Origin of the sequence: Pseudomonas capsici (genome assembly GCF_017165765.1) — a bacterium.
GTDB lineage: Bacteria > Pseudomonadota > Gammaproteobacteria > Pseudomonadales > Pseudomonadaceae > Aquipseudomonas > Aquipseudomonas capsici.
In genome coordinates this window covers 166370-187940 of sequence record NZ_JAFGZD010000006.1, presented here as the reverse complement: position 1 = coordinate 187940, position 21571 = coordinate 166370, and the positions used below count along the sequence as shown (strand labels likewise).

Below are 21571 nucleotides of genomic sequence, written 5' to 3'. Positions count from 1 at the left end.
CGGGGGATCAAGATCGGGGATCAAACGCATCACGCAAGGCTTCACCGATGAACACCAGCAGCGTCAGAATCAGCGCCAGGGCGAAAAAGGCCGTCAGCCCCAGCCACGGCGCTTGCAGGTTCTGCTTGCCCTGGGCGATCAGTTCACCCAGCGAAGCGCTGCCAGCCGGCATGCCGAAGCCCAGGAAATCCAGTGCGGTCAGGGTCGAGATGGCACCGGTCAGAATAAACGGCAGGTAGCTCAGGGTCGCGGTCATGGCGTTGGGTAGGATATGCCGCACAATCACCTTGCGATCACCCAGCCCAAGGGCGCGGGCTGCCTTGACGTATTCCAGGTTGCGCCCGCGCAGGAATTCGGCGCGCACCACGTCCACCAAGGTCAGCCAGGAAAACAGCGCCATGATGCCCAGCAGCCACCAGAAACCGGGTTCGACGAAGCCTGAGAGGATGATCAGCAGATACAACACCGGCAAGCCTGACCAGACTTCCAGCAGGCGCTGGCCGAGCAGGTCCACCCAGCCGCCGTAATAACCCTGCAGTGCCCCGGCCGCGATACCGATCAGGGCGCTGATTGCAGTCAGGATCAAGGCAAACAGGATCGATACCCGCGCCCCGAAGATGACCCGTGCCAGGACATCGCGAGCCTGATCGTCGGTGCCCAGCCAGTTGGTGGCCGAGGGTGGACTTGGGGCCGGGAGCGCCAGGTCGTAATTGGGCGTGTCGTCACTGAACGGAATCGGCGGGAATACCATCCAGCCATTACCTCTGGCGATGAGCTTGTGCACGTACTCGCTGCGGTAATCGGGCTGAAAGGGCAGTTCTCCGCCGAACTCCTGCTCGGTATAGCGCTTGAGAACCGGGAAGTAGAGCGAGCCCTGATAGCTCACGACCAGCGGCTTGTCATTGGCGATCAGCTCGCCGCCCAGTGTCAGCGCAAACAGCGCACAGAACAGCCACAACGACCACCAGCCCCGGCGGTTGGCGCGAAAGCGTTCCAGGCGGCGTTGAGCCAGCGGAGAAAGTCTGCGCATCAGGCATTCCTCGCGCTGAAGTCGATTCGCGGGTCAACCAGGGTGTAGCAGATATCGCCTGCCAGCTTTATCAGCAGGCCGAACAGGGTAAAGATGAACAGCGAGCCGAACACCACCGGGTAATCCCGCGAAACAGCGGCTTCGTAACTCATGCGGCCCAGGCCGTCCAGGGAGAAAATCACCTCGATCAGCAGTGATCCGGCAAAGAACACTGTGATGAAGGCCTGAGGAATGCCTGATACCACCAGCAACATGGCGTTGCGAAACACATGGCCATACAGCACACGCCGTTCGCTCATGCCCTTGGCCCGGGCTGTCGTGACGTACTGGCGGGTGACTTCATTGAGGAAGGCGTTCTTGGTCAGCAGGGTCAAGGAAGCGAATCCGCCGATGACCAGCGCCGATACCGGCAGCACCAGATGCCAGAAGTAATCGGCGATCTTGCCCAATGTCGAGAGCTGGTCGAAATCATCCGATACCAGACCCCGTACCGGGAACCAATGCAGCGAAGTACCGCCGCAGAACACCACGATCAGCAACATGGCAAACAGAAAGGCCGGAGTGGCGTAGCCGATGATGATGGCGGTGCTGCTCCAGATATCGAACTGGCTACCGTGGCGGACCGCCTTGCGAATGCCCAGCGGAATCGAGACCAGGTAGGTCAGCAGCGTCGCCCAGAGCCCGAGGGAAATGGAAACCGGCATCTTTTGCAGTATCAGATCGGTCACTGTGCTCCCACGAAAGAAGCTGTTGCCGAAATCCAGGCGTGCGTAGTTTTTCAGCATCAGCCATAGCCGCTCGTGCAGCGGTTTGTCGAAGCCGTACTGGCGTTCGATTTCCTTGATCAGCTTGGGATCGAGGCCGCGCGAAGCCCTTGATTGACCGGTGCTGGCTGTTTCTGTTGCGCCAGCACCCGCACTGGCACCGCCGATGCCTTGCAGTCGGGCAATGGCTTGCTCCACCGGACCGCCGGGAGCGGCCTGCACGATAAAGAAATTGACCAGCAGAATGCACAAGAGCGTGGGAATGATCAGCAGCAAACGGCGAAGGACATAACCGAGCATTCACTGCATCTCCGAAACAAGGGCTGAAGCGCCGCGTTTTGCTGCGAACTGTTCATTGGTCAGCGGTGTGGGGCTGACTTCCCACCAAGTTTCGATGGCCTCACTGTTGCTGGCCTGGATTTTCGGGATACCGAAGCGATTCCACCAGACGGTGGAGGAGCCCGGTGGGTAATAGTTGGGAATCCAGTAGTAGTTCCATTGCAATACCCGATCCAGACAATGGGCGTAATCGGTCATGGTCGCCTTGTCGCCCGCCTTGATCAGGCCCTCGATCAAGGTATCCACGGCGGGGTCTTGCAGCGCCATGTAGTTGCTGGAACCGGGGTCGTTGGCCACCTTTGAGCCAAAGCTGTTATAGAGGTCCGCACCCGGTGAAGTCGAAACCGAATAGCCGGTGACGATCATGTCGTAATCCCGGGCCATGACACGGTTCAGATACTGGGCCGGGTCTATTCGCCGCACATCGAAGTGGATGCCGATCTGCGCCAGATTGCGTTTGTAAGGCAGCAGCAGGCGCTCGAAACCCGGCTGGCCATTGAGGAAGGTAAAGTTCAACGGTTCGCCCCGGGCGTTGACCAACTGATCGCCCTTTGGTGTCCAGCCGGCTTCCTGCAGCAGCGCCAGCGCCTGCAGTTGCTTGTCGCGGATAAACCCCGTGCCATCGGTTTTCGGGTTCTTGAATACCGTGGTAAAGGCTTCGTCGGGAATCGAACCGCGCAAGGGTTCAAGAATCTTCAGCTCGGCGGGTGTCGGCAACCGGGTCGCGGCCAGTTCCGAGTTCGAGAAGTAACTGTCCTGACGGATATACATATTGCGCATCATCTGCCGGTTGGCCCACTCGAAGTCCCAGAGCAGAGACAGCGCCTGACGCACGCGTCGATCCTGAAACATCGGGCGATTCAGATTGAACGCGAAGCCTTGCGTGCCCTGGACCGCTCCCTTGGCCAGATGTGCCTTTTGCAACAGGCCTTCGCTGAGCGCAGGGCTGTCATAGCGGATCGAGTAACCGGTGGCCGAGTATTCGCGGTTGTAGTCATAGGCACCGCCCTTGAGCACTTGCCGCGCGACATCGGTATCGCCAAAGTACTCAATGCTGAATCGGTCGAAGTTGTACATGCCTCTGTTGACCGGCAGGTCCTTGCCCCACCAGTCCGGGTCGCGCTCGAAGGTGATACTGCGACCCGGGTCCACGTGGCTGATCCTGTAGGGGCCACTGCCCGGTGGAACCTCGAAACCCGCTCCACCGGCAAAGTCGCGGGTTTTCCACCAGTGCTCGGGAAACACCGGCAACGAGGCCAGATCCAGGGGCAGGGTGCGGCTGTCGTTATTCTTGAAGTCAAAGCGAATCCGGTTTTCGGATTCCACTTCCAGGCCTTTTACCGCTTCAAAGCGGGTGCGATATTGCAGGCTGCCTTGAGTCATCAGCAACTCATAGGTGTATTTCACGTCATTGGCGGTGATCGGCGTGCCGTCGGCAAAGCGGGCACGCGGATCAAGATAGAAACGCAGGGACATGCCGTCCTCCAGGCGTTCCATTTTCTGTGCGATGAGTCCGTATACCGTGTAGGGCTCGTCCAGGGATTTGACGGCCAAGGGGGAATAGAGCATGCCGTTGATCTGTGCGACGCCTATGCCTTTATCGATATAGGGCATCAGATGATCGAACTGGCCTATGTCCGTTGCGGATCGGCGCATGCTGCCGCCTTTGGGCGCATCGGGATTCACGTAGTCGAAATGCTGGAAGCCGGCAGGGTAGCGTGGCGGCTCGCCATAGACGGTCAAGGCATGCTGCGGCGTCGCCAGCACCTGTTGAAAGCCCGTGATCAGCACCAGCATTGCAGTTATCAGTGATAAGAAAACAGAACGCATTACTCGAATCCTGACTGAGGTTCACACAGGAACATCAGGGTTGAAGGCATGCGCCAAGGTACCGGATCACAAGGGGCTTGTAACCGTAATTGTCAATAAAGACGGGAGCTTGTGACGGTCGCGCAAATGAAAACGGCCCATCCGAAGATGAGCCGTTCATGTGCATCAGCGAGTCAGGATCAGTCCTGGCGGCTGGTGACTTCCAGCAGGTGATAACCGAACTGGGTTTTCACCGGGCCTTGCACGACATTGACCGGCGCGCTGAATACGACGGTATCGAATTCCTTGACCATCTGGCCTGGACCGAACGAACCCAGGTCGCCGCCCTGGCGGCTCGACGGGCAGCTGGAGTTGGCCTTGGCGATTTCAGCGAAATCAGCGCCGCCTTCGATTTGAGCCTTGAGTTCGTTGCATTTCTCTTCGCTCGAAACAAGGATGTGGCGGGCAGTGGCTTTAGCCATGGGAAAGTGTCTCCTGTGAAAAAAAGAAAGAGCCTACCGGAATCAAGGCTGCATTTCCTGATAAAAGTTCACCGACAACCGATTACCTGTAGCGCAACCGGTCCACTGCATCACGCAAGAGTCGCTCGCTGCCTTCCCATCCAAGGCAGCCATCGGTCACCGAAACCCCGTACTTGAGGGTTTCACTCAACGGCTGGCAGCCCTCGAACAAGTGACTTTCCAGCATCATGCCGATCAGCGAGCGGTCGCCCTGCAAGCGCTGCTCAAGCACGTCATTGAACACCTGCGGCTGACGCAGCGGGTCCTTGCCACTGTTGGCGTGACTGCAATCGACCATGATTCTTGATGCGATCCGGTTCTTCTCGAGGCTGGCGCGCACCTGAGCCACGCTCTGGCTGTCGTAGTTGGGGCCGCTGTGGCCGCCGCGCAGGACGATATGAGTGTCCGGGTTGCCTTGAGTCTCGATGATCGCCGGATGACCGTGCCGATCGATGCCGAAATGCCGATGCGGGTGGGCGGCCGAGCGCATTGCGTCACTGGCTACTGCTACGCCGCCATCGGTGCCGTTCTTGAAACCGACCGCCATGGGCAGACCGCTGGCCATCTCCCGGTGTATCTGCGATTCGGTGGTGCGTGCGCCAATGGCCACCCAACTGAGCAGGTCATCGAAGTAGCCGGCGGCCATGGGTTGCAGGATTTCGGTGGCAACCGGCAGGCCCATGAACAGCATTTCGCGCATCAGGTGGCGTGACATGGCCAGGCCGGCAGCCATGTCATCGCTGCCATTGAGCTGCGGATCATAGGCAAGGCCTTTCCAGCCGATGGTGGTGCGCGGCTTTTCGACGTAGGCGCGCATCACCAGCAGCATCTGGTCGCTGACTTCGCTGGCCAGGCACGCAAGGCGTTCGGCGTACTCGAGGGCCGATTGCGGATCGTGAAGAGAGCAGGGACCTACGATCACCAGCAGGCGGGAATCTTCCCCGGTCAGGATCGAGCGCACGGCACGGCGGTGGGCTGCGACCTGTTCGTTCAGGGCGGTGGTCAGTGGCAGGCGGCTTTTCAGCTCTATGGTGCTGGGCAGGCGCGTTGGAGCGGTGATGTTGTCGAGCAGAGTGACATTGTTGGACAGGTCGGACGGTTTTACGGCAACGGACGAATTCATGATCTGGCTTCCTGGGCTGGCGGGCATGTTCCCGCTCAAGACCCTATTGGGGTGTTCGACAATTGGCCTGACAGGCCATGCGTTTGAGGTTGCCACCTGGCAGTGACCGGTCGGAGGCGGCTGGCTGTCCCGAACGGAGGTTGCTAAATCGCCATGCGAAGTCGATGTCGTTGCGGTAATAGAAAGTGCTGTTCATGTCGTATTCCTCAAGTGGATTGAATCGGGCTTTCAAAGGCCCCAAAAAACAAAACCCCCGGTCGGGTAGCCGACCGGGGGTAGAGAATTCTCTGGTTGGCGTCCCCTGATTCCGGGCGCCTTTTGGGTATCAGGCGCGCCAGTGGCTAAACCAGTACCCGTAATAAGAGTTGACCGGCAGGCAGGCAGCAGCCGAAGCAATCCGCGCAGCAACAGTCGCCACCGAGCGTTCAACGCTGGCAGGGTGCAGAAGCTGTGATGAGGCGGATGGCAACATGATGTGTCTCCAAAGGTTGAGCACGAGCTTACCGTAGGCGAATGCCGTGATTCAATTGGAAAGTTCAATCGTTTTCATTGACGGTCGTATATTGACCAGAAGAAACGCAGAGCCCAAAGGAGCAGCCGGTGTTTAAACGGCGGATTTTTCATGGACAAGTTCTGTCAGAAAAGTCGACACCGGCAGTCGGATTATTGAGTTATTGATTGCAGATGTTTGAGTGGGGGATATTCTCAACTCTCTGTCTTCTGTACTGGGTCACTGCTTTGTGAAGGGATGACACCTATTTTCATACCCAGTAGAACCGCCACTTTATGGGCTTCTCCGCGACGGCCTTTCTTGCGACCGGCCAATACTTGGTAAGTAGTTGCCGGGTCGATGTTATTTTCCCGAGCAAATTCTTGAACCGATTTTCCCTGTTGTTCGAGCCAGGCCTTGGCTTGTGCAGCAGTACGTATTCCGGGCATAGTTCAAAACCGTTCAAATAAGTTTAATTCTGTCTGGATTCTACCATTCGTAAGGATGGGGTCAACAAGGTTATGCATTCAAATGAGTGGAATCGGGTATCGATTGAGAAAAGAAAGGGAGCGTCTTGGGCTCTCTCAACGCGCCTTTGGTGAGATCGGTGGCGTGGAGGCTAATGCCCAGGGGAAATATGAAAGTGGTGATCGCGCGCCCAAGGCAGACTATCTCGCAGCGGTAGCGGCCAAGGGGGTCGATGTCCTTTACGTGTTGACCGGGACGCCAACGCCTGTTCCCATCGATAACCTCAGTATCGCCGAAGAAAAAGTATTGGGAAGCTACAGAACCTTGCACAAGGAGGATCAGGATGCAATAAGCCGATTGACCACCACTCTGGCTGAGTTATCGGCGTCCTACACCATTCATAACAAGCCGTTGCCCGACGATCATTGATGGCAGATCTGCCAATCAAGCGCTTTTGCGAAAAAACACTGGCGTCTTAAGAGGTTAGTGATAGTTTGTTGGCAACGCTTTCCACGTATCCGTGCGAGACGGGCCTCGCCGTGTGTTGCCGTTTCAGCATGATTGCGCACCCAGGTGCTCGGGGCGGGCGATCGGCTTTGTGCTCAAACGGCAACATGCGCTAGGTCTGACTCATGGTTTTTGTTATGGTGGCTGGCATTCGTTATGACTGTTGCGTGAGGTGTCTGCTTGATTAGGGTGCTAGTTGTCGATGACCATGATCTTGTCCGCACAGGCATCACCCGTATGCTTGCCGATATAGATGGCTTGCAGGTTGTCGGTCAGGCTGACTCTGGTGAGGAATCCCTGAAGAAGGCACGGGAACTCAAACCTGACGTCGTGCTGATGGACGTCAAGATGCCGGGTATCGGAGGTCTTGAAGCGACTCGCAAGTTGCTGCGCAGCCATCCCGAGATCAAGGTTGTGGCCGTGACGGTCTGCGAGGAGGATCCTTTCCCTACGCGACTTCTTCAAGCTGGCGCTGCTGGCTACATGACCAAGGGCGCAGGGCTTGCGGAAATGGTGCAGGCCATTCGCCTGGTTTTTGCCGGTCAGCGCTATATAAGCCCGCAGATCGCTCAGCAACTGGCATTGAAATCTTTTCAGCCTCAGGTCAACAACTCTCCGTTCGATCTGCTTTCCGAGCGTGAAATCCAGATTGCCCTGATGATCGTCGGCTGCCAGAAGGTCCAGACCATTTCCGACAAGCTATGCTTGTCACCCAAGACCGTTAATACCTACCGTTACCGGATTTTCGAGAAGCTTTCGATCAGTAGTGATGTCGAGCTTGCATTACTGGCTGTACGTCACGGCATGGTTGATGCCAGCGCCTGAACATGACCCAATCGTTTGATCCAAGTGCGTTTCTTGCAACCTGCAGTGGCCGTCCCGGTGTGTATCGCATGTTCGATATCCATGCCCAGCTTCTTTATGTCGGCAAGGCCAAGAATCTCAAGAAACGCCTGGCCAGCTATTTTCGCAAGACGGGCCTTGCGCCCAAGACCAGTGCTCTGGTTGCCCGTATCGCCCAGATCGAAACCACTATCACGGCCAACGAAACCGAAGCGCTGTTGCTGGAGCAGACCCTTATCAAGGAGTGGCGGCCTCCTTACAACATTCTGCTGCGCGACGATAAATCCTATCCTTACGTTTTTTTGTCCGATGGCTCGTTTCCGCGTCTGAGCATTCATCGCGGCGCCAAGAAGGCCAAGGGGCGATATTTCGGCCCTTATCCAAGCCCCGGTGCAATTCGTGAAAGCCTGAGCCTGCTGCAAAAGACGTTTCTGGTTCGTCAGTGCGAAGACAGCTATTTCAGGAACCGTACCCGGCCTTGTCTGCAGTATCAGATCAAACGTTGCAAGGGGCCGTGCGTCGGGCTTGTAGAACCGCAGATCTATGCCGAGGACGTACGCCATTCGGTGATGTTTCTCGAAGGGCGCAGCAATGCCCTGACCGATGAGCTGAACGAATCGATGGAAAAGGCCGCCATGGCCCTGGATTTCGAGCGGGCCGCCGAGCTGCGTGATCAGGTGGCCTTGCTGCGTCGGGTCCAGGATCAGCAGAGCATGGAAGGCGGGACCGGTGATGTGGACGTGGTGGCGGCATTCGTGAACCCAGGCGGTGCCTGCGTGCATTTGATCAGTGTGCGTGGCGGGCGCGTGCTCGGCAGCAAGAACTTCTTCCCGCAGGTCGGTATAGAAGAGGAGGTCGGTGAAGTGATGTCGGCCTTCCTGGCCCAGTACTTTCTTGGCGGCATCGACCGTGAGTTGCCCAGTGAGGTCATCGTCAATGTGGTCCATGAGGACTTTCCGACGCTGATCGATGCCATCGAAGAGTCCCGTGGCCGCGAGATGACCATCAGTCACAGGGTTCGTGGCACGCGGGCGCGCTGGCAGCAATTGGCTGTCACCAATGCCGAACAGGCGCTGAGCGCACGTCTGGCCAATCGTCAGCATGTGGCTGCGCGATTCGAGGCGCTAGCGACGGTCCTCAAGCTTGATGAGCCGCCTCAGCGGCTGGAGTGTTACGACATCAGCCATTCCAGCGGCGAAGCGACCGTGGCGTCTTGCGTGGTCTTTGGCCCTGAGGGGCCGATCAAGTCCGATTACCGGCGCTACAACATCGAAGGTGTCACTGGAGGCGATGACTATGCCGCCATGCACCAGGCCCTGACCCGACGCTTCAGCAAGATCAGGGACGGCGAGGGCAAATTACCCGATATTCTGCTGGTGGACGGTGGCAAAGGGCAGTTGTCCATGGCCCGCGATGTACTGAACGAACTGGCAATTCCCGATCTGATTCTGCTCGGTGTGGCCAAGGGCACGACCCGCAAGGCGGGTTTCGAGACTCTCTACCTCAATGATGCCGCCCACGAGTTCACCTTGCCGGGCGATTCGCCTGCCTTGCACCTGATCCAGCAGATTCGCGACGAGGCTCACCGCTTTGCCATTACCGGACACCGAGCCCGACGTGGCAAGACACGCCGCACCTCGACCCTCGAAGGCGTTGCTGGAGTGGGGCCGACCCGACGTCGGGATCTGCTCAAACACTTCGGTGGATTGCAGGAATTGGCCCGTGCGAGCATCGATGAAATAGCAAAAGCACCCGGAATCAGCAAAAAGCTGGCAGAGTCGATTTATGCAAACCTGCACAGCGAGTAGAATGCCCGCTCACCTCGTAGCCAGTTGTGCCGATGAATATCCCTAATCTGATTACCGTTCTGCGCGTTTTACTGATCCCGATCTTCATTCTGCTGTTCTATTTGCCCTATCACTGGAGCTACATGGCGGCCAGTAGCGTGTTCGCATTTGCCGCAGCGACTGACTGGCTCGATGGCTATCTGGCGCGCCGTCTCGAACAAAGCACGCCATTTGGTGCCTTTCTCGATCCGGTGGCAGACAAGCTGATGGTTGCGGTCGCACTGGTGTTGCTGGTGCAGACCCATGCCAACCTGTGGCTGACCCTGCCGGCTGCCGTGATTATCGGTCGCGAGATCGTAATCTCGGCATTGCGTGAATGGATGGCCGAAATCGGCGCACGTGCCCAGGTGGCCGTGTCCAACATGGGCAAATGGAAAACCGCCGCACAGATGCTGGCGCTAGTGATCCTGCTGGCCAATCCTCCGGCGGTCACTTTCTGGGTTGTCCTGGGCTATGCATTGCTGCTGATTGCGGCGGGGTTGACCCTGTGGTCGATGGTTCAATATCTGAGAGCCGCCTGGCCTCATCTGAAAACCACTGCCGAAAAGAAATAACTTTTTTGAATCAAGGGCTTGACGAATAAACGCCAGCGTATAGAATGGCGGCCATCACCAAGCGGGAATAGCTCAGTTGGTAGAGCACGACCTTGCCAAGGTCGGGGTCGCGAGTTCGAGTCTCGTTTCCCGCTCCAAATATTTTTCTGCAGGGTTCAATTGAAGCCTGCAGAAATTGAAAAAAGAGGCTTAGGCCTCTTTTTTTCGTTCCAGCAAGTTCCACTTTCCTGATTACTGCGGCCTGACTCTTTTCGTGAGTTCCACGGTCGCCAAGTGTTGGCACTTCCGCTTTTCCAGGGTGGAAAATCAACCTTCGTATTTCTCTCGATACCTATCCTCAAATCAGCTTATGAGATGTTCGTGCTCTGCGTGTTGTGGCGAGGCACTGGGCGCTACGCGCCGTCCCATACCCCCCAGCAACCGCGCAGCTCTGCCCCAAGGCTATTGCTGACCGCTCTAAGCTAAGCGTTAAATGTTATTGGTTTTATGTTTTTTATAGCCATAAATTATTTAACCTCTAGTTGCTTGGTAGCGCTCAGGCACCAGGAATAAACCGCAGCAGTGCCATTTGCGAGGAATCGACCCTGAAACGCACCATCAAAGCCCTGCTGCTAGCTGTCGCTGCAGCAACCGCCGCCCAGGCGCATTGTGCCGATATCGTCATCGGCTACCAGACCGGTGTGGACCCGTCCAAGGTCGCCCAGGCCGACGGTGCCTACGAAAAAGCCATTGGCCAGAAGCTCGACTGGCGTCGTTTCAATGCAGGTCCGGAAGTGGTGACCGCGCTGGCCTCCGGTGATGTGCAGATCGGCAATCTGGGTTCAAGCCCACTGGCAGCGGCCGCCTCGCGCAAACTGCCGCTGGTGACTTTTCTGGTGGCGGCGCAGATCAACTCCGCCGAGGCGCTGGTGGTGCGCAACAGCAGCGGCATCGAAAAGCCCGAGCAACTGATCGGCAAGACGATTGCCACGCCGTTCGTATCCACCTCCCATTACAGCCTGCTCGGTGCCCTGAAGCACTGGAATATAGATCCCACCAAGTTGAAGATCGTCAACCTCAATCCGGCCGAAATCAATGCCGCCTGGAAGCGTGGCGATATCGACGGTGCTTTTGTCTGGTCGCCGGCCCTGGGTGAGATCAAGCGTGATGGCAAGGTGCTGACCGACGCTGCCGAAGTAGGCAAGTGGGGCGCTCCGACTTTTGAAGTCTGGGTCGCCCGCAAGGACTTCGCCGAAAAGCATCCTGAAGTGCTTGCCAGATTCGCGGGTGTAACCCTGGGCGCTTTCGCCGACTATCAGGCCAATGCCGCGAAGTGGACAGCTGACTCGGAACAAGCCAGGAAGATTGCCCGGCTGGTCGGTGCCAATGCTGCCGACGTTCCCGAACTGCTGGCCGGTTCCCGATACCCCAACGCCCAGCAACAGCTCAGCGCCGACCTGCTCGGGGGTGGCACTGCCAAGAATATCGCCGGCACCGCGGAATTCCTCAAGGAGCAGAAACGCATTCCCGCCGTGTTGCCAGACTACTCGGAGTACGTGAGCACCGAGTACGTACGCCAGGCCCAGTAATATAGAGAAACACCTATGACCATCGTATTTGAACGTATCGGCCAGGCCCTTGGCGCGCGCGTGAGCGGTGTCGACCTGAGTCGCCCGTTGAATGCAGAAAGCTACACCATTTTGCGTCAGGGGCTGATGGAGCATCAGGTGCTGTTCATGCGTGATCAGTTGCTGACGCCACGCCAGCAGCGAGACGCGGCAGCCCTGTTCGGCGATCTGCATATACACCCGATCTATCCGAAGATCGAAGACCAGCCGGAAATCCTTTTGCTGGATACCGACCTCAATGACCTGCGCGACAACGCTCTGTGGCATTCAGACGTGTCCTTCATCCAGTCGCCACCGATGGGCTCGCTGCTCAGCGCGCGGCATGTTCCTCCACACGGTGGAGATACCCTGTGGGCTAGTTGCTCGGCTGCTTACGAGGGATTGTCCGCCAGGATTCAGCACTTGCTCGATGGCCTGACCTCCGTGCATGACCTGACTCTTTCGTTTCCCCTGGAGCGTTTTGGTAATACCCCCGACGCATTGGAAAAATGGAACGCCGCCCGCGCTGCCAATCCGCCCGTGACTCATCCCGTAGTGCGCGTGCATCCGGAAACAGGTCGCAAAGGGCTGTTTGTCAGCGAATCCTTCACCACCCGGATTCTCGAGTTGGAACCCAATGAAAGCGATGCAGTGCTGAAGATGCTGTTCAAGCAGATCGCCAAACCGGAATTCAGCGTTCGCTGGCAATGGCGCAAGGGCGATTTGGCCTTCTGGGACAACCGTCTGACTCAGCACTACGCCTGCGACGACTACCGCCCGCAAAGGCGCATCATGCATCGTGCGACGATTCTCGGGGATCGACCCTTCGGGCCCTGAACTGTTAACGATGCCTTAATCGGGCCCCCTCAAAGTTGCAGCTACTTGAAGCAGACGCCCTTGGCGCTGCAAGCCTGCCAACCCATGAGAGTGATACCGATGACTACCAGGAAATTTATTCTGACCTCGTTTCTTGCCCTGTGCTGCACCACTGCTTTTGCCCAGGATGGTGCCGACATGATTCAGAAGCGTCAGGAGGCCTTTGCGCTTGAGCGTCAGCAGGCGCGTGAGAATCTGGCCAAGGCTCAGGAGAAAGCCGAAAAGAGTCAGGCAGCCGCAAGTGCGTCCCGGGATAATGCCAAATCCCAGGAGATGAATGAAAAGCCCGCCAGTTAAATCATAAGCATTTGTTATCTTCAGATCCCGAAATGCCGCTTGCGCGTTATTCTGGCAAGCATGAAATCCTGTCCTCCAACAGAGTCGGCCATGCACGTATTGCTGTGTGAAGATGATGAGCTCATTGCCAGTGGCATCGTCGCCGGCTTGAACGCCCAGGGTTTGAACGTCGACCGCGTGGCTTCGGCCTCTGCCGCTTATGCCATGCTGGATGTTGCGCAGTTCGATGTGATGATTCTCGATCTGGGCCTGCCCGATGAGGACGGGATCAGCCTGCTGCGTCGCTTGCGGCTAGCCGGTCAGACGATACCGGTATTGATACTGACTGCACGCGATGATGTGGATGACCGGGTCAAGGGGCTGCAGGCGGGGGCCGATGATTACCTGCTCAAGCCTTTCGATCTGAGGGAGTTGTATGCTCGCCTGCATACGCTGGTACGCCGCGTTGCCGGGCGAGCGGTCAATCTCATCGAGCATGGTGCCTTGACCCACGATCCCAGCACCCGGGAAACCTGGTTGGCGGGTGAGGCCATCGACCTTTCGCGTCGTGAACAGGCATTGCTGCTGGCGTTGCTCAACAACCGGGGCAGGGTGCTTTCCATCGAGCAGTTGAAAGACAGCGTGTACGGCTTCGCTGATGAGGTCGAAAGCAACGCTTTGAACGTCCATATCTTTCATCTGCGTCGCAAGCTGGGTAACGGCATTGTCGAGACGGTCCGCGGCTCTGGCTATCGGCTCGGGGCGCTGGAGACCGGCTTATGAGTCTGCGCCTGCGTCTGAGCCTGATTCTGGGGATTGCCTTTGTCGTGGTCTGGACACTGGCGGCGACCTGGATGTATCAGGACCTGCGCACCCAGATGATGTTCTCCCTCGATCAGCGGCTTGTGGCCTCGGCACGCATGGTCGCTGCCTTGGTCGATCAGTTGCCCGAACCCTTGTCGACCAAGGAGGGCGGTGCCCATTTCAGCGCCAGCCAGTTGGCCATTCCTGATGGCATGGCCTGTGAGGTGAGTTCACTGCGTGGCGAAATCCTGGCCAGCAGCCATGGCAACGTCGGCAATATCATCGCCAGCGCCAATGGCGGTTTTCATGATCAGGAGATCGACGGTGAGCATTGGCGAACATTTACCCTTGTTCAGGGTGATGTGCTTATCACCACGGCGGATCGTGAGCAGGAGCGCGAATCCCTCAACCATTCTGTCCTGCTGTCAGCGTCCGTTCCTGTACTGGTAGCGCTGCTGGCATGCGTTGCAATGCTTTGGCTGGGGATAGGCAAAGGCCTGTCACCGCTCAAGCGCATGCGAGACGAACTCAAGAAGCGCAATATCGATTCTCTTGAGCCTCTGCAGCTTCGGATGCTGCCCAATGAATTGCAGCCGCTGCTGGAAACACAGAACCACCTGTTGGTGCGCATAGGCCAGGCAGTCGAACGCGAGCGTCGCCTGACCGGAGATGCAGCCCACGAACTGCGCAGCCCGCTGACCGCGATAAAAACCCATTTGCAGGTTGCACAGATGACCAGTGGTGAAGCCAGAGAACTGGCATTGGTTCGTGCCGAGCAGGGGACTGACCGGCTGCACAACACCCTTGAGCAATTGCTGTTACTGGCCAGGGTTGAAGGCAGCCTGTCATTCGAAGATGGCAGCCAGTGCAATGTCGAGCAGGCTGTTTCCCTGGCTATCCAGGATACGGGCAACAGTACGGAACGTATCCAGTTGAGTTTCCAGGCAATGACCTCGTCATCTGTCCTGGACATGCCCTCGGTACTGGCAGTGGCTGCGCTGCGCAACCTGCTGGACAACGCCTTGCGGCACAGCCCTGCCGATACGCAGGTGACCGTGCGTGTGACAAGCAACAATGAATCCGCTTTTGTCAGCGCCAGGAATGCGAGTTATGGAATATCCGAAGACAGCCTTCGGCACATGACCGAGCGTTTCTGGCGCAGCAGTTCAAGCACCGGTTGCGGGCTGGGTCTGGCAATCGTTCAGGCGATCGTGCAGCGTTGCGGTTGCACGATTGACTTCAGCAGCACCAGTCAGGACTTTGTGGTGACGTTGGGGCTGCCATTGTCTGCAGATACTGGTCGGGAGCGCTAGACAGTACGCACTACCAGAGAGCATCAGGGGAAGCCACTACCTCATGAGAGGGTCGAATGTTCGTACAATGGCCCCCGATTCATCTCTGTAGCGTGTACTTGGATCTGTTGCAACACGAACATCGAATTGCCCATAACTATTATCTGCTAGAGCGTGATTGACTAGTTCTTGGGATCCCAGAGGTGGCAGTTTCATTTTCTCAAGCTTCTTTTCAAGCGCTACAGTTCCGAGCACCTCGATCTTGGTCAGGCGCTGTGCGTCTTGTGTGCTTACTGATGCATGATAGATTTCATGTCTGTAATTGTTCATCAGTTGAGTTATGGGAGCATGGGTATTCTTTGTAGCATCGTGCAGTACTGCCTGGTCCAGAGTACAGGCGCTGGGGTAGCTGGGCCATGGGTCGACGACAACAGTATTTCTCTCCCCGTATTTTGGGACTCGCGGATCTCCCAGTAGTACAAATTCATGGGAGTTGCCGTCTGGTAGCTTCATGCGTACCCGGTTTATGGGAGCATCCACTCCTCGGCTCTGAAGAGCGGCAATTGCAATGCTGGCGTGTATCGAACAATTGCCACCCTGGAATTTCTGTGCACGTTTGAGTTGAGCAGCAGTACCGCCCGCTGGATATTTCTGATTAGCCAAATGCAAGCGAGCCCAGCTTTCTCCGCCAGACTCTATGATGTCCGTGCGCTGATTGCCTGATCCAGAGGAAATCACGCTTTTGGCTACGCGGTTGGCCCAAGTGGCATCCGCCAGTGCATTCAGAGTGCCTGAGGTAACAGTTACCGTCTTGCCCTGATAATTATGCAGGCCCAACTTGTCGGGTCTGACTGTCTCGTGAACGGTCTTGTCAGATTCGTGGTTCTGGACAGTTGCGTCGTAATGTTGAGTGGATGAACTGCCATGAAAAAAACTGCTGATTTTTGGCATGGACTGTCTCCTAACTACGTAGCGATGAGCTTTGGATTGTCATCGTTGCAAAATTGGTCTTGCTCAAGGCATCCGGCTTTGAACTGGATGGGGTTTGGACGGGCGGGAGTATCTTTCCGGAGTGAAAATCAACTGCCCTTTGAGCAAAACTTTCAACGAGATTCAGGACTTTGTTTTCATTCAGTTCTGCCAATGGCTGGCGCAATGAGATCACCATCTTTCCACTCATGGTTTCTAGGCCGAACATCAGCGCAGGATGGAAAAGACTGAAGACATTTTCCGCCAAGAGAGCCTTCATACCTTCAGGTGCAAGCCACTGACTGGGCGCAGGAAATGTAGCTACCAGATTTAAATATCCGGGTTGGCTACCAATCAGATGAATATCTACTTCAACGCCAAACGTCAGTAGATAGACCGGATGATGTTCCTCGTCAGGAGTTTGTGATGAGTCTCGGTACTTTTGAACGACATGTCGTGCAAGCGTCTGAAAATGATCTGATTGCATGGCTCTGATCTTGATAAAAACATGTGACTGAGTGGTCACGAGTTTCGGATCGGTTCCAGCAGGCAGCTCGAATATCCCAATAAAAGCTTCCTGATTCTGATCGAGGCTTGTCGGAATACCTTATATTCCTGCGATGAGGCCCGGACTTTGTTAAGTCCGGGCATCTTCAAATACCTCACGCCAGCTCTGTCACCTCTGAATCCTGCTCCTGAACCTGCCGACTATGGCGATTGCGGGGTACATCGATTCCCAGATGACCGCGCAGGGTTCTGGTCTGGTATTCCCTGCGGAACAGCCCGCGTTCGCGCAGGATCGGCAGTACTTCCTCGGTAAAGCGGGCAAAGCTGGCCGGTGCGCCGACGTGGATATTGAAGCCGTCCACCGCACCTTCGTTGAACCAGCGCTCGATCTCGTTGGCGACGGTCAGTGCCGAACCGGCGAAACCGGTGAAGGGACGGGCAAAGCGCAGAGCGGTTTCGCGCAGGGTCAGGCCTTTTTCCCTGGCGACCCGCTTGATCTTCTCCGCATGGCCGCGATAGCCGTTGCTGCCCAGCTCGCCGAGTTCGGGGAAGGGGGCGTCAAGGTCATACTGGCCGAAGTCGTGATAGTTGAACGGGCGGCCCAGTTGCACCAAGGCCTTGTTCAGATCTACCTCGCCTTCGCGCTCCAGCAGAATCGCCTGTGCCTGTTCATCGGTATCGGCAATGATCGGTGTAATGCCCGGGAACAGCAGCACCTGCGCCGGATCACGGCCTGCCGCTGCGGCACGGCGCTTGATATCGGCGTAGTACTCGCGGGCATCCTCGAAATTGTCGACACCGGCAAAGATGCCTTCGGCGATTTCCGCTGCCAGCTTGCGACCGGACTCGGAGACTCCTGCCTGGAAGATTACCGGCTGGCCCTGTGCCGAGCGGGAAATGTTCAACGGCCCTGTGACCGAGAAGAATTCACCGCGGTGGTCCAGGCGGTGCTGCTTGCTCGGGTCCAGAAAGCGCTTGCTGGCCTTGTCGCGAGGGAAGGCATCGTCTTCATAGGAGTCCCACAACCCCTGAACCACCTCGACATGCTCTCTGGCCCGGCGATAGCGTTCGGTGTGGTCGATGTGCTGCTCGCGGCCAAAATTGCCCGCTGCGCCTTCGAGTCCGGTGGTAACCACGTTCCAGCCGGCGCGTCCGTGGCTGATCTGGTCCAGTGAAGCGAACTGCCGGGCTACGTTGAAGGGCTCGGTGTAGGAAGTGGTCAGGGTTGCGACCAGCCCGATCCTGTCGGTAGCACCCGCAAGCGCCGAGAGCAGGGTCAGTGGTTCCAGGCGGTTGAGAAAGTGCGGTGCCGAGTCCGGGGTGATATAGGGGCTGTCGACGATGAATACAAAGTCGAAATGTGCTGCTTCGGCCGCCCGGGCCTGCTGCTTGTACCAGCCGATATCGATGCTGGCGTTGCCGGGAATATCCGGGTGCAGCCATTCCTGCTGGTCGGTGCCGACGCCGGTCAGGATGGCACCAAAGTGCAGTTGACGTTTGCTCATGGGTTCAAGTCCTTTCGGTGGAATAGAGGGCGTTCGGTGTGATCATGCTCTGACTTGTCGGGCCGGTTGGCTGTCGGCATCCAGTGCTGCATCTACGGCATCGATGATCGCTTGTGCCTCGCTGCGTACCAGCCAGTCGGGGCTGACTTCGGCGAAATGCACGCGGCGGTCGCGACCGATGACCACCACGGTCGGTTGCGGCAGTTCCCAGGTTCCGGTGCCGGTGATTGCGCCAATTCCCTGGCCTTTGGCCAGAGAGGCCTGACGCGATGCTTCGTCGAAGCTGTAGAGGATGCCGAGGCGCTGGCCCAGCCGATTGTCCTTGTCGCTGGCCACTTGCAGGCTCAACGAGTGCTTGTCCCTGATTTCCACCAGACGTTCCGGAACCTGAGGGCTGATCGCCACCAATGGAACCCCGCGCTGTCGCAGGGCCGGTTGCAGGTTGCGCTCGTAATAGGGGATGGCGATGTTGCAGGCCGGACAACCGGCAAAGCGGAAGAACACCAGCACTGCGGGGCCGTCAGCCACTAGTTGATCAAGACTGAGCGTGCCCCCTTCGACTTTGAACAGTTCGAAGGGCGCGATGCTGTCACCCGCCTTGACGAAGGTATCCGGTCGCGCTTCATCGACCAGGCGCTGACGTTGATCAATATTGATTTTCAGGGCTGCGGGTGCCCAGGTACGTACGCGCTCGGCATGCAGTTCGGCCAATAGATGGTTGAGGGATTCGCTCATGACAGGCTCCTGACGAAGGTCTTTGGGGAAGCGGCCTCCGCCAAGAAAGGGGTCGGACCGGTATAGACGATAGGCCGCCGAGAAACGCCTGTGAAAGTCTTTTTAGGTCTAAGCTAATTATATGTTTTTGTTATTTTATAAATTTATATAATCAGATTTTGGTATTTTAAGGGCTGAGCCTGCCGACGATGTTTCATGAAACTAAAAACAGTGACGAGCGGTCATTACCCTCGCAGAGGTTGGTCATGTCGCGAAACCTCAAGTATTGAAGATGCCCGCCTTGGCCAGTCACTCTGATCGCCGTAACGCTCTGTCCCTCGATAGCCTCAATTTCTTCCTTGCGGATGTACGCGACGGGCTCGGACCTTACCTGGCGATTTACCTGTTGGCCGTTCACCATTGGGATCCTGCCAGCATTGGCGTGGTGATGACGATTGCTGGCATTGCAGGGCTCATTACCCAGACTCCGGCTGGAGCACTGGTCGACAGTGCAAGAGGTAAACGGGCGATCATTGCAGTGGCGGCGCTGTTGGTGACCGGTAGCTGCCTGCTGCTGCCTTTCGTGACCTCATTCACTCTGGTCGCCCTGACTCAAGCCCTCAGTGCTGTGGCTTCATCGGTATTTGCCCCGGCCATTGCCGCAATTTCCCTGGGTATCACCGGGCCAAAAGCTTTCACGCGCCGTACCGGACGCAACGAAACCTTCAACCATGCCGGCAATGCCTGTGCGGCCTTGTTGGCTGGCGGATTCTCTTACCTGTTCGGACCTGTTGCGGTCTTCTATCTGATGGCGGTCATGGCGCTGGGCAGTGTGATTGCGGTCAGCTTCGTTTCGGCGGATGCCATCAACCATGATCTCGCACGTGGCCTGGATACCCATGACGCGAGGCATGCTGAACCGCCCTCGGGTTTTGCCGTGCTGCTCACCAACAAACCATTGCTGCTGTTCGGCATTTGCTGCGCGCTGTTTCATCTGGCAAATGCCGCGATGTTGCCGCTGGTGAGCCAGAAACTGGCGCAGGTCAATCTGCAGATGGCCACGCCACTGACTTCCGCCTGTATCGTTGCGGCGCAACTGGTCATGATCCCGGCCGCCTTGCTGGTGGGAGCCAAGGCTGACTTGTGGGGGCGCAAGCCGCTGTTGTTGATTGGTTTCCTGATCCTGCCGTTGCGCGGTGCGCTTTATACCCTGTCGGACGATCCTTACTGGCTAGTCGCCGTGCAACTACTGGACGGTGTCGGAGCAGGTATCTTCGGTGCCCTGTTTCCGGTGATTGTCAAAGACCTCACGTATGGCACCGGACATTTCAATATCAGCCTTGGTGCGCTTTCGACGGTATTCGGCCTTGGCGCTGCGCTAAGCAATAGTCTGGCGGGCTTTGTGGTTCAGGAGGCCGGTTACAGCGCGGCGTTCCTGACCCTTGCCGCGGTGGCGGCTGCGGCGCTGGTTCTGTTGTGGGCGGCGGTGCCTGAAACTCTCAACGCAAGCAAGCTGCCATCTATCAAAAAAGCTTTGATCACCTGATCACTATCCACCTGCCATATAACTCAATGTCATCCGACTCAGCGCCCGAATTCCCACGGCAAGCGCTGAGTCATCCACGGTAAATCCCGGCGAGTGAGTCGGCCATACGGCCTTGCCTTCCAGTGCCGGTGGCGTAACGCCCATGCGCATGAATATCCCCGGGATCTGTCGCGCATACTCGGCAAAGTCGTCGGCGCCGTAGGTGCCGTTGTCGATTTTCACCGAAGTGGTGGAGACCTGGTTCAGCACCGGCAGCATTCGGTCGACCAGTGCGGTGTCGTTGTGCCCGGCGCGGTAGTTGCCCGGCAGGTAGTCGATCTCTGCCGTGGCGCCGGAGGCTTCGGCGATTTTTTCTGCGCTGCGGCGCATGCGCATCAGCACATCTTCGCGCTGTTCGTCGCTGACGGTGCGGATCGAGCCTTCCAGGCGCACTTCGGCAGGGATGATGTTGTGACGGTCGCCGGCTTCGATCCGGCCTACCGAGATCACCGGAGCGGGCAGCAGGCTCAGGTTCGACTGGCGACTGGGGATGGTCTGCCAGGCGAGGATGGTCTGTGCCGCGACCGGCACTGGATCGATGCCGGTCCAGGGAAACGCGGCATGGGTCTGACGGCCCTTGATACGGGCAACGAAGGTATCGGCTGCCGCTGTGGTGCGGGTACGGCTGAGGGTGAAGGCGCCAGCAGTACCGGCGGTGACATGCAGACCAAAGATCACGCTGGGTGCCGGGTTGGTCAGTACGCCTTGCTTGATCATCAACCGCGCACCGCCGGTTTCACCCAGCGGCGGACCTTCTTCGGCGGGCTGGAAGATCAGCTTCAGGGTGCCGGGCAGTTCGTTGCGGTGGGCGGCGAGGACTTCGGCCACGCCGAGGGCCATGGCCATGTGCGCATCGTGACCGCAGGCATGCATCACGCCGACTTCCTTGCCACGGGTGCGGAAGTCGCCGCTCTGGTCCTGCACGCGCACGGTCGAAGCGTAGGGCAAGCCGGTCTGTTCGATCAGCGGCAGGGCATCCAGCTCGGCGCGAATCGCCACTACCGGTCCCGGCTTGCCGCCGCGCAACACGCCGACCACACCGGTATGGGCGATGTCGGTCTGCACTTCAAGGCCCAGCTCTCGCAATCGCTCGGCGATACGTTTGCTGGTATTGAATTCACGATTACCCAGCTCGGGGTGTTGATGGATGGCATGGCGCAAT

22 protein-coding genes and 1 tRNA gene are annotated in these 21571 nt (G+C 57.6%); 11 read left to right on the top strand and 12 right to left on the bottom strand.

All coding sequences use genetic code 11. From position 1 onward, the window contains the following. Positions 1-7: 7 nt before the first annotated feature. From JSY17_RS10670 to JSY17_RS10640, 7 genes are all read right to left on the bottom strand, one after another. Positions 8-1030: an ABC transporter permease gene (locus tag JSY17_RS10670; RefSeq protein ID WP_117185493.1), complete on the bottom strand. Its 1023-nt coding sequence runs from the start codon at positions 1028-1030 to the stop codon at positions 8-10. Beyond that, a complete protein-coding gene (locus JSY17_RS10665; RefSeq protein ID WP_206401711.1) occupies positions 1030-2094 on the bottom strand; it encodes a microcin C ABC transporter permease YejB in 1065 nt (354 codons plus the stop codon). The genes JSY17_RS10670 and JSY17_RS10665 overlap by 1 nt, the downstream gene beginning before the upstream one ends. Beyond that, a complete protein-coding gene (locus tag JSY17_RS10660; protein WP_206401710.1) occupies positions 2095-3963 on the bottom strand; it encodes an extracellular solute-binding protein in 1869 nt (622 codons plus the stop codon). It abuts the gene before it with no gap. A 179-nt stretch (positions 3964-4142) separates the two neighbouring features. Beyond that, positions 4143-4424 carry a peptidylprolyl isomerase gene (locus JSY17_RS10655; RefSeq protein WP_117165564.1) on the bottom strand — a complete coding sequence of 94 codons (282 nt, stop codon included), beginning with the start codon at positions 4422-4424 and terminating at the stop codon, positions 4143-4145. Positions 4425-4506: 82 nt separating this feature from the next. Then, the gene (locus JSY17_RS10650) at positions 4507-5586 is read right to left on the bottom strand and encodes a 3-deoxy-7-phosphoheptulonate synthase (RefSeq protein ID WP_206401709.1); all 1080 of its coding nucleotides are present in this window, start codon (positions 5584-5586) and stop codon (positions 4507-4509) included. A 325-nt stretch (positions 5587-5911) separates the two neighbouring features. Next, positions 5912-6058 (bottom strand): hypothetical protein, encoded by a 147-nt coding sequence (locus JSY17_RS10645; protein WP_206401708.1) that lies wholly within the window; start codon positions 6056-6058, stop codon positions 5912-5914. Between the two features lie 233 nt (positions 6059-6291). Then, on the bottom strand, positions 6292-6525 hold the full coding sequence (locus JSY17_RS10640; RefSeq protein WP_117184501.1) for a DNA-binding protein: 234 nt from the start codon (positions 6523-6525) through the stop codon (positions 6292-6294). 82 nt (positions 6526-6607) lie between these two features. Here JSY17_RS10640 and JSY17_RS10635 point away from each other — a divergent pair, with 82 nt between their 5' ends. The 10 genes from JSY17_RS10635 (at position 6608) to JSY17_RS10590 (ending at position 15150) form a co-directional block, all read left to right on the top strand. Beyond that, positions 6608-6973: a helix-turn-helix domain-containing protein gene (locus tag JSY17_RS10635; RefSeq protein ID WP_117165561.1), complete on the top strand. Its 366-nt coding sequence runs from the start codon at positions 6608-6610 to the stop codon at positions 6971-6973. 258 nt (positions 6974-7231) lie between these two features. Then, on the top strand, positions 7232-7876 hold the full coding sequence (gacA, locus tag JSY17_RS10630) for a response regulator transcription factor GacA (protein WP_025260379.1): 645 nt from the start codon (positions 7232-7234) through the stop codon (positions 7874-7876). A 2-nt stretch (positions 7877-7878) separates the two neighbouring features. Next, positions 7879-9702, top strand: a complete 1824-nt coding sequence (gene uvrC / locus JSY17_RS10625) for an excinuclease ABC subunit UvrC (protein ID WP_206401707.1) — start codon at positions 7879-7881, stop codon at positions 9700-9702. Positions 9703-9734: 32 nt separating this feature from the next. After that, complete coding sequence (gene pgsA, locus JSY17_RS10620) at positions 9735-10295, top strand: CDP-diacylglycerol--glycerol-3-phosphate 3-phosphatidyltransferase (protein ID WP_117165559.1); 561 nt, start codon at positions 9735-9737, stop codon at positions 10293-10295. Positions 10296-10356: 61 nt separating this feature from the next. Continuing rightward, positions 10357-10432: transfer RNA gene (locus tag JSY17_RS10615), tRNA-Gly, on the top strand. A 447-nt stretch (positions 10433-10879) separates the two neighbouring features. Continuing rightward, complete coding sequence (tauA, locus tag JSY17_RS10610; protein ID WP_408636089.1) at positions 10880-11863, top strand: taurine ABC transporter substrate-binding protein; 984 nt, start codon at positions 10880-10882, stop codon at positions 11861-11863. A 15-nt stretch (positions 11864-11878) separates the two neighbouring features. Continuing rightward, a complete protein-coding gene (gene tauD / locus JSY17_RS10605; RefSeq protein WP_206401706.1) occupies positions 11879-12718 on the top strand; it encodes a taurine dioxygenase in 840 nt (279 codons plus the stop codon). Positions 12719-12817: 99 nt separating this feature from the next. Further along, the gene (locus tag JSY17_RS10600; protein ID WP_117185502.1) at positions 12818-13054 is read left to right on the top strand and encodes a hypothetical protein; all 237 of its coding nucleotides are present in this window, start codon (positions 12818-12820) and stop codon (positions 13052-13054) included. Between the two features lie 90 nt (positions 13055-13144). Further along, the gene (locus tag JSY17_RS10595; RefSeq protein ID WP_200997611.1) at positions 13145-13816 is read left to right on the top strand and encodes a response regulator; all 672 of its coding nucleotides are present in this window, start codon (positions 13145-13147) and stop codon (positions 13814-13816) included. Beyond that, a complete protein-coding gene (locus tag JSY17_RS10590; protein WP_206401704.1) occupies positions 13813-15150 on the top strand; it encodes an ATP-binding protein in 1338 nt (445 codons plus the stop codon). Before JSY17_RS10595 ends, JSY17_RS10590 begins: the two co-directional genes overlap by 4 nt. A 36-nt stretch (positions 15151-15186) precedes the next feature. On the opposite strand, the gene JSY17_RS10585 is transcribed toward JSY17_RS10590, so the two are convergent. From JSY17_RS10585 to JSY17_RS10570, 4 genes are all read right to left on the bottom strand, one after another. Beyond that, positions 15187-16080 (bottom strand): hypothetical protein, encoded by an 894-nt coding sequence (locus JSY17_RS10585; protein WP_117184493.1) that lies wholly within the window; start codon positions 16078-16080, stop codon positions 15187-15189. 10 nt (positions 16081-16090) lie between these two features. Continuing rightward, positions 16091-16585 carry a type III secretion system chaperone family protein gene (locus JSY17_RS10580; RefSeq protein WP_117184492.1) on the bottom strand — a complete coding sequence of 165 codons (495 nt, stop codon included), beginning with the start codon at positions 16583-16585 and terminating at the stop codon, positions 16091-16093. A gap of 175 nt (positions 16586-16760) precedes the next feature. Beyond that, positions 16761-18110 carry an LLM class flavin-dependent oxidoreductase gene (locus tag JSY17_RS10575; RefSeq protein WP_206401702.1) on the bottom strand — a complete coding sequence of 450 codons (1350 nt, stop codon included), beginning with the start codon at positions 18108-18110 and terminating at the stop codon, positions 16761-16763. Between the two features lie 42 nt (positions 18111-18152). Further along, on the bottom strand, positions 18153-18845 hold the full coding sequence (locus JSY17_RS10570) for a peroxiredoxin-like family protein (RefSeq protein WP_200997609.1): 693 nt from the start codon (positions 18843-18845) through the stop codon (positions 18153-18155). 280 nt (positions 18846-19125) lie between these two features. Here JSY17_RS10570 and JSY17_RS10565 point away from each other — a divergent pair, with 280 nt between their 5' ends. Then, positions 19126-20370, top strand: a complete 1245-nt coding sequence (locus tag JSY17_RS10565; RefSeq protein ID WP_117183268.1) for an MFS transporter — start codon at positions 19126-19128, stop codon at positions 20368-20370. A gap of 3 nt (positions 20371-20373) precedes the next feature. Here JSY17_RS10565 and JSY17_RS10560 read toward each other — a convergent pair whose 3' ends face one another. Then, a complete protein-coding gene (locus tag JSY17_RS10560; RefSeq protein WP_232849392.1) occupies positions 20374-21570 on the bottom strand; it encodes an amidohydrolase in 1197 nt (398 codons plus the stop codon). Between the last annotated feature and the right edge of the window lies 1 nt (position 21571).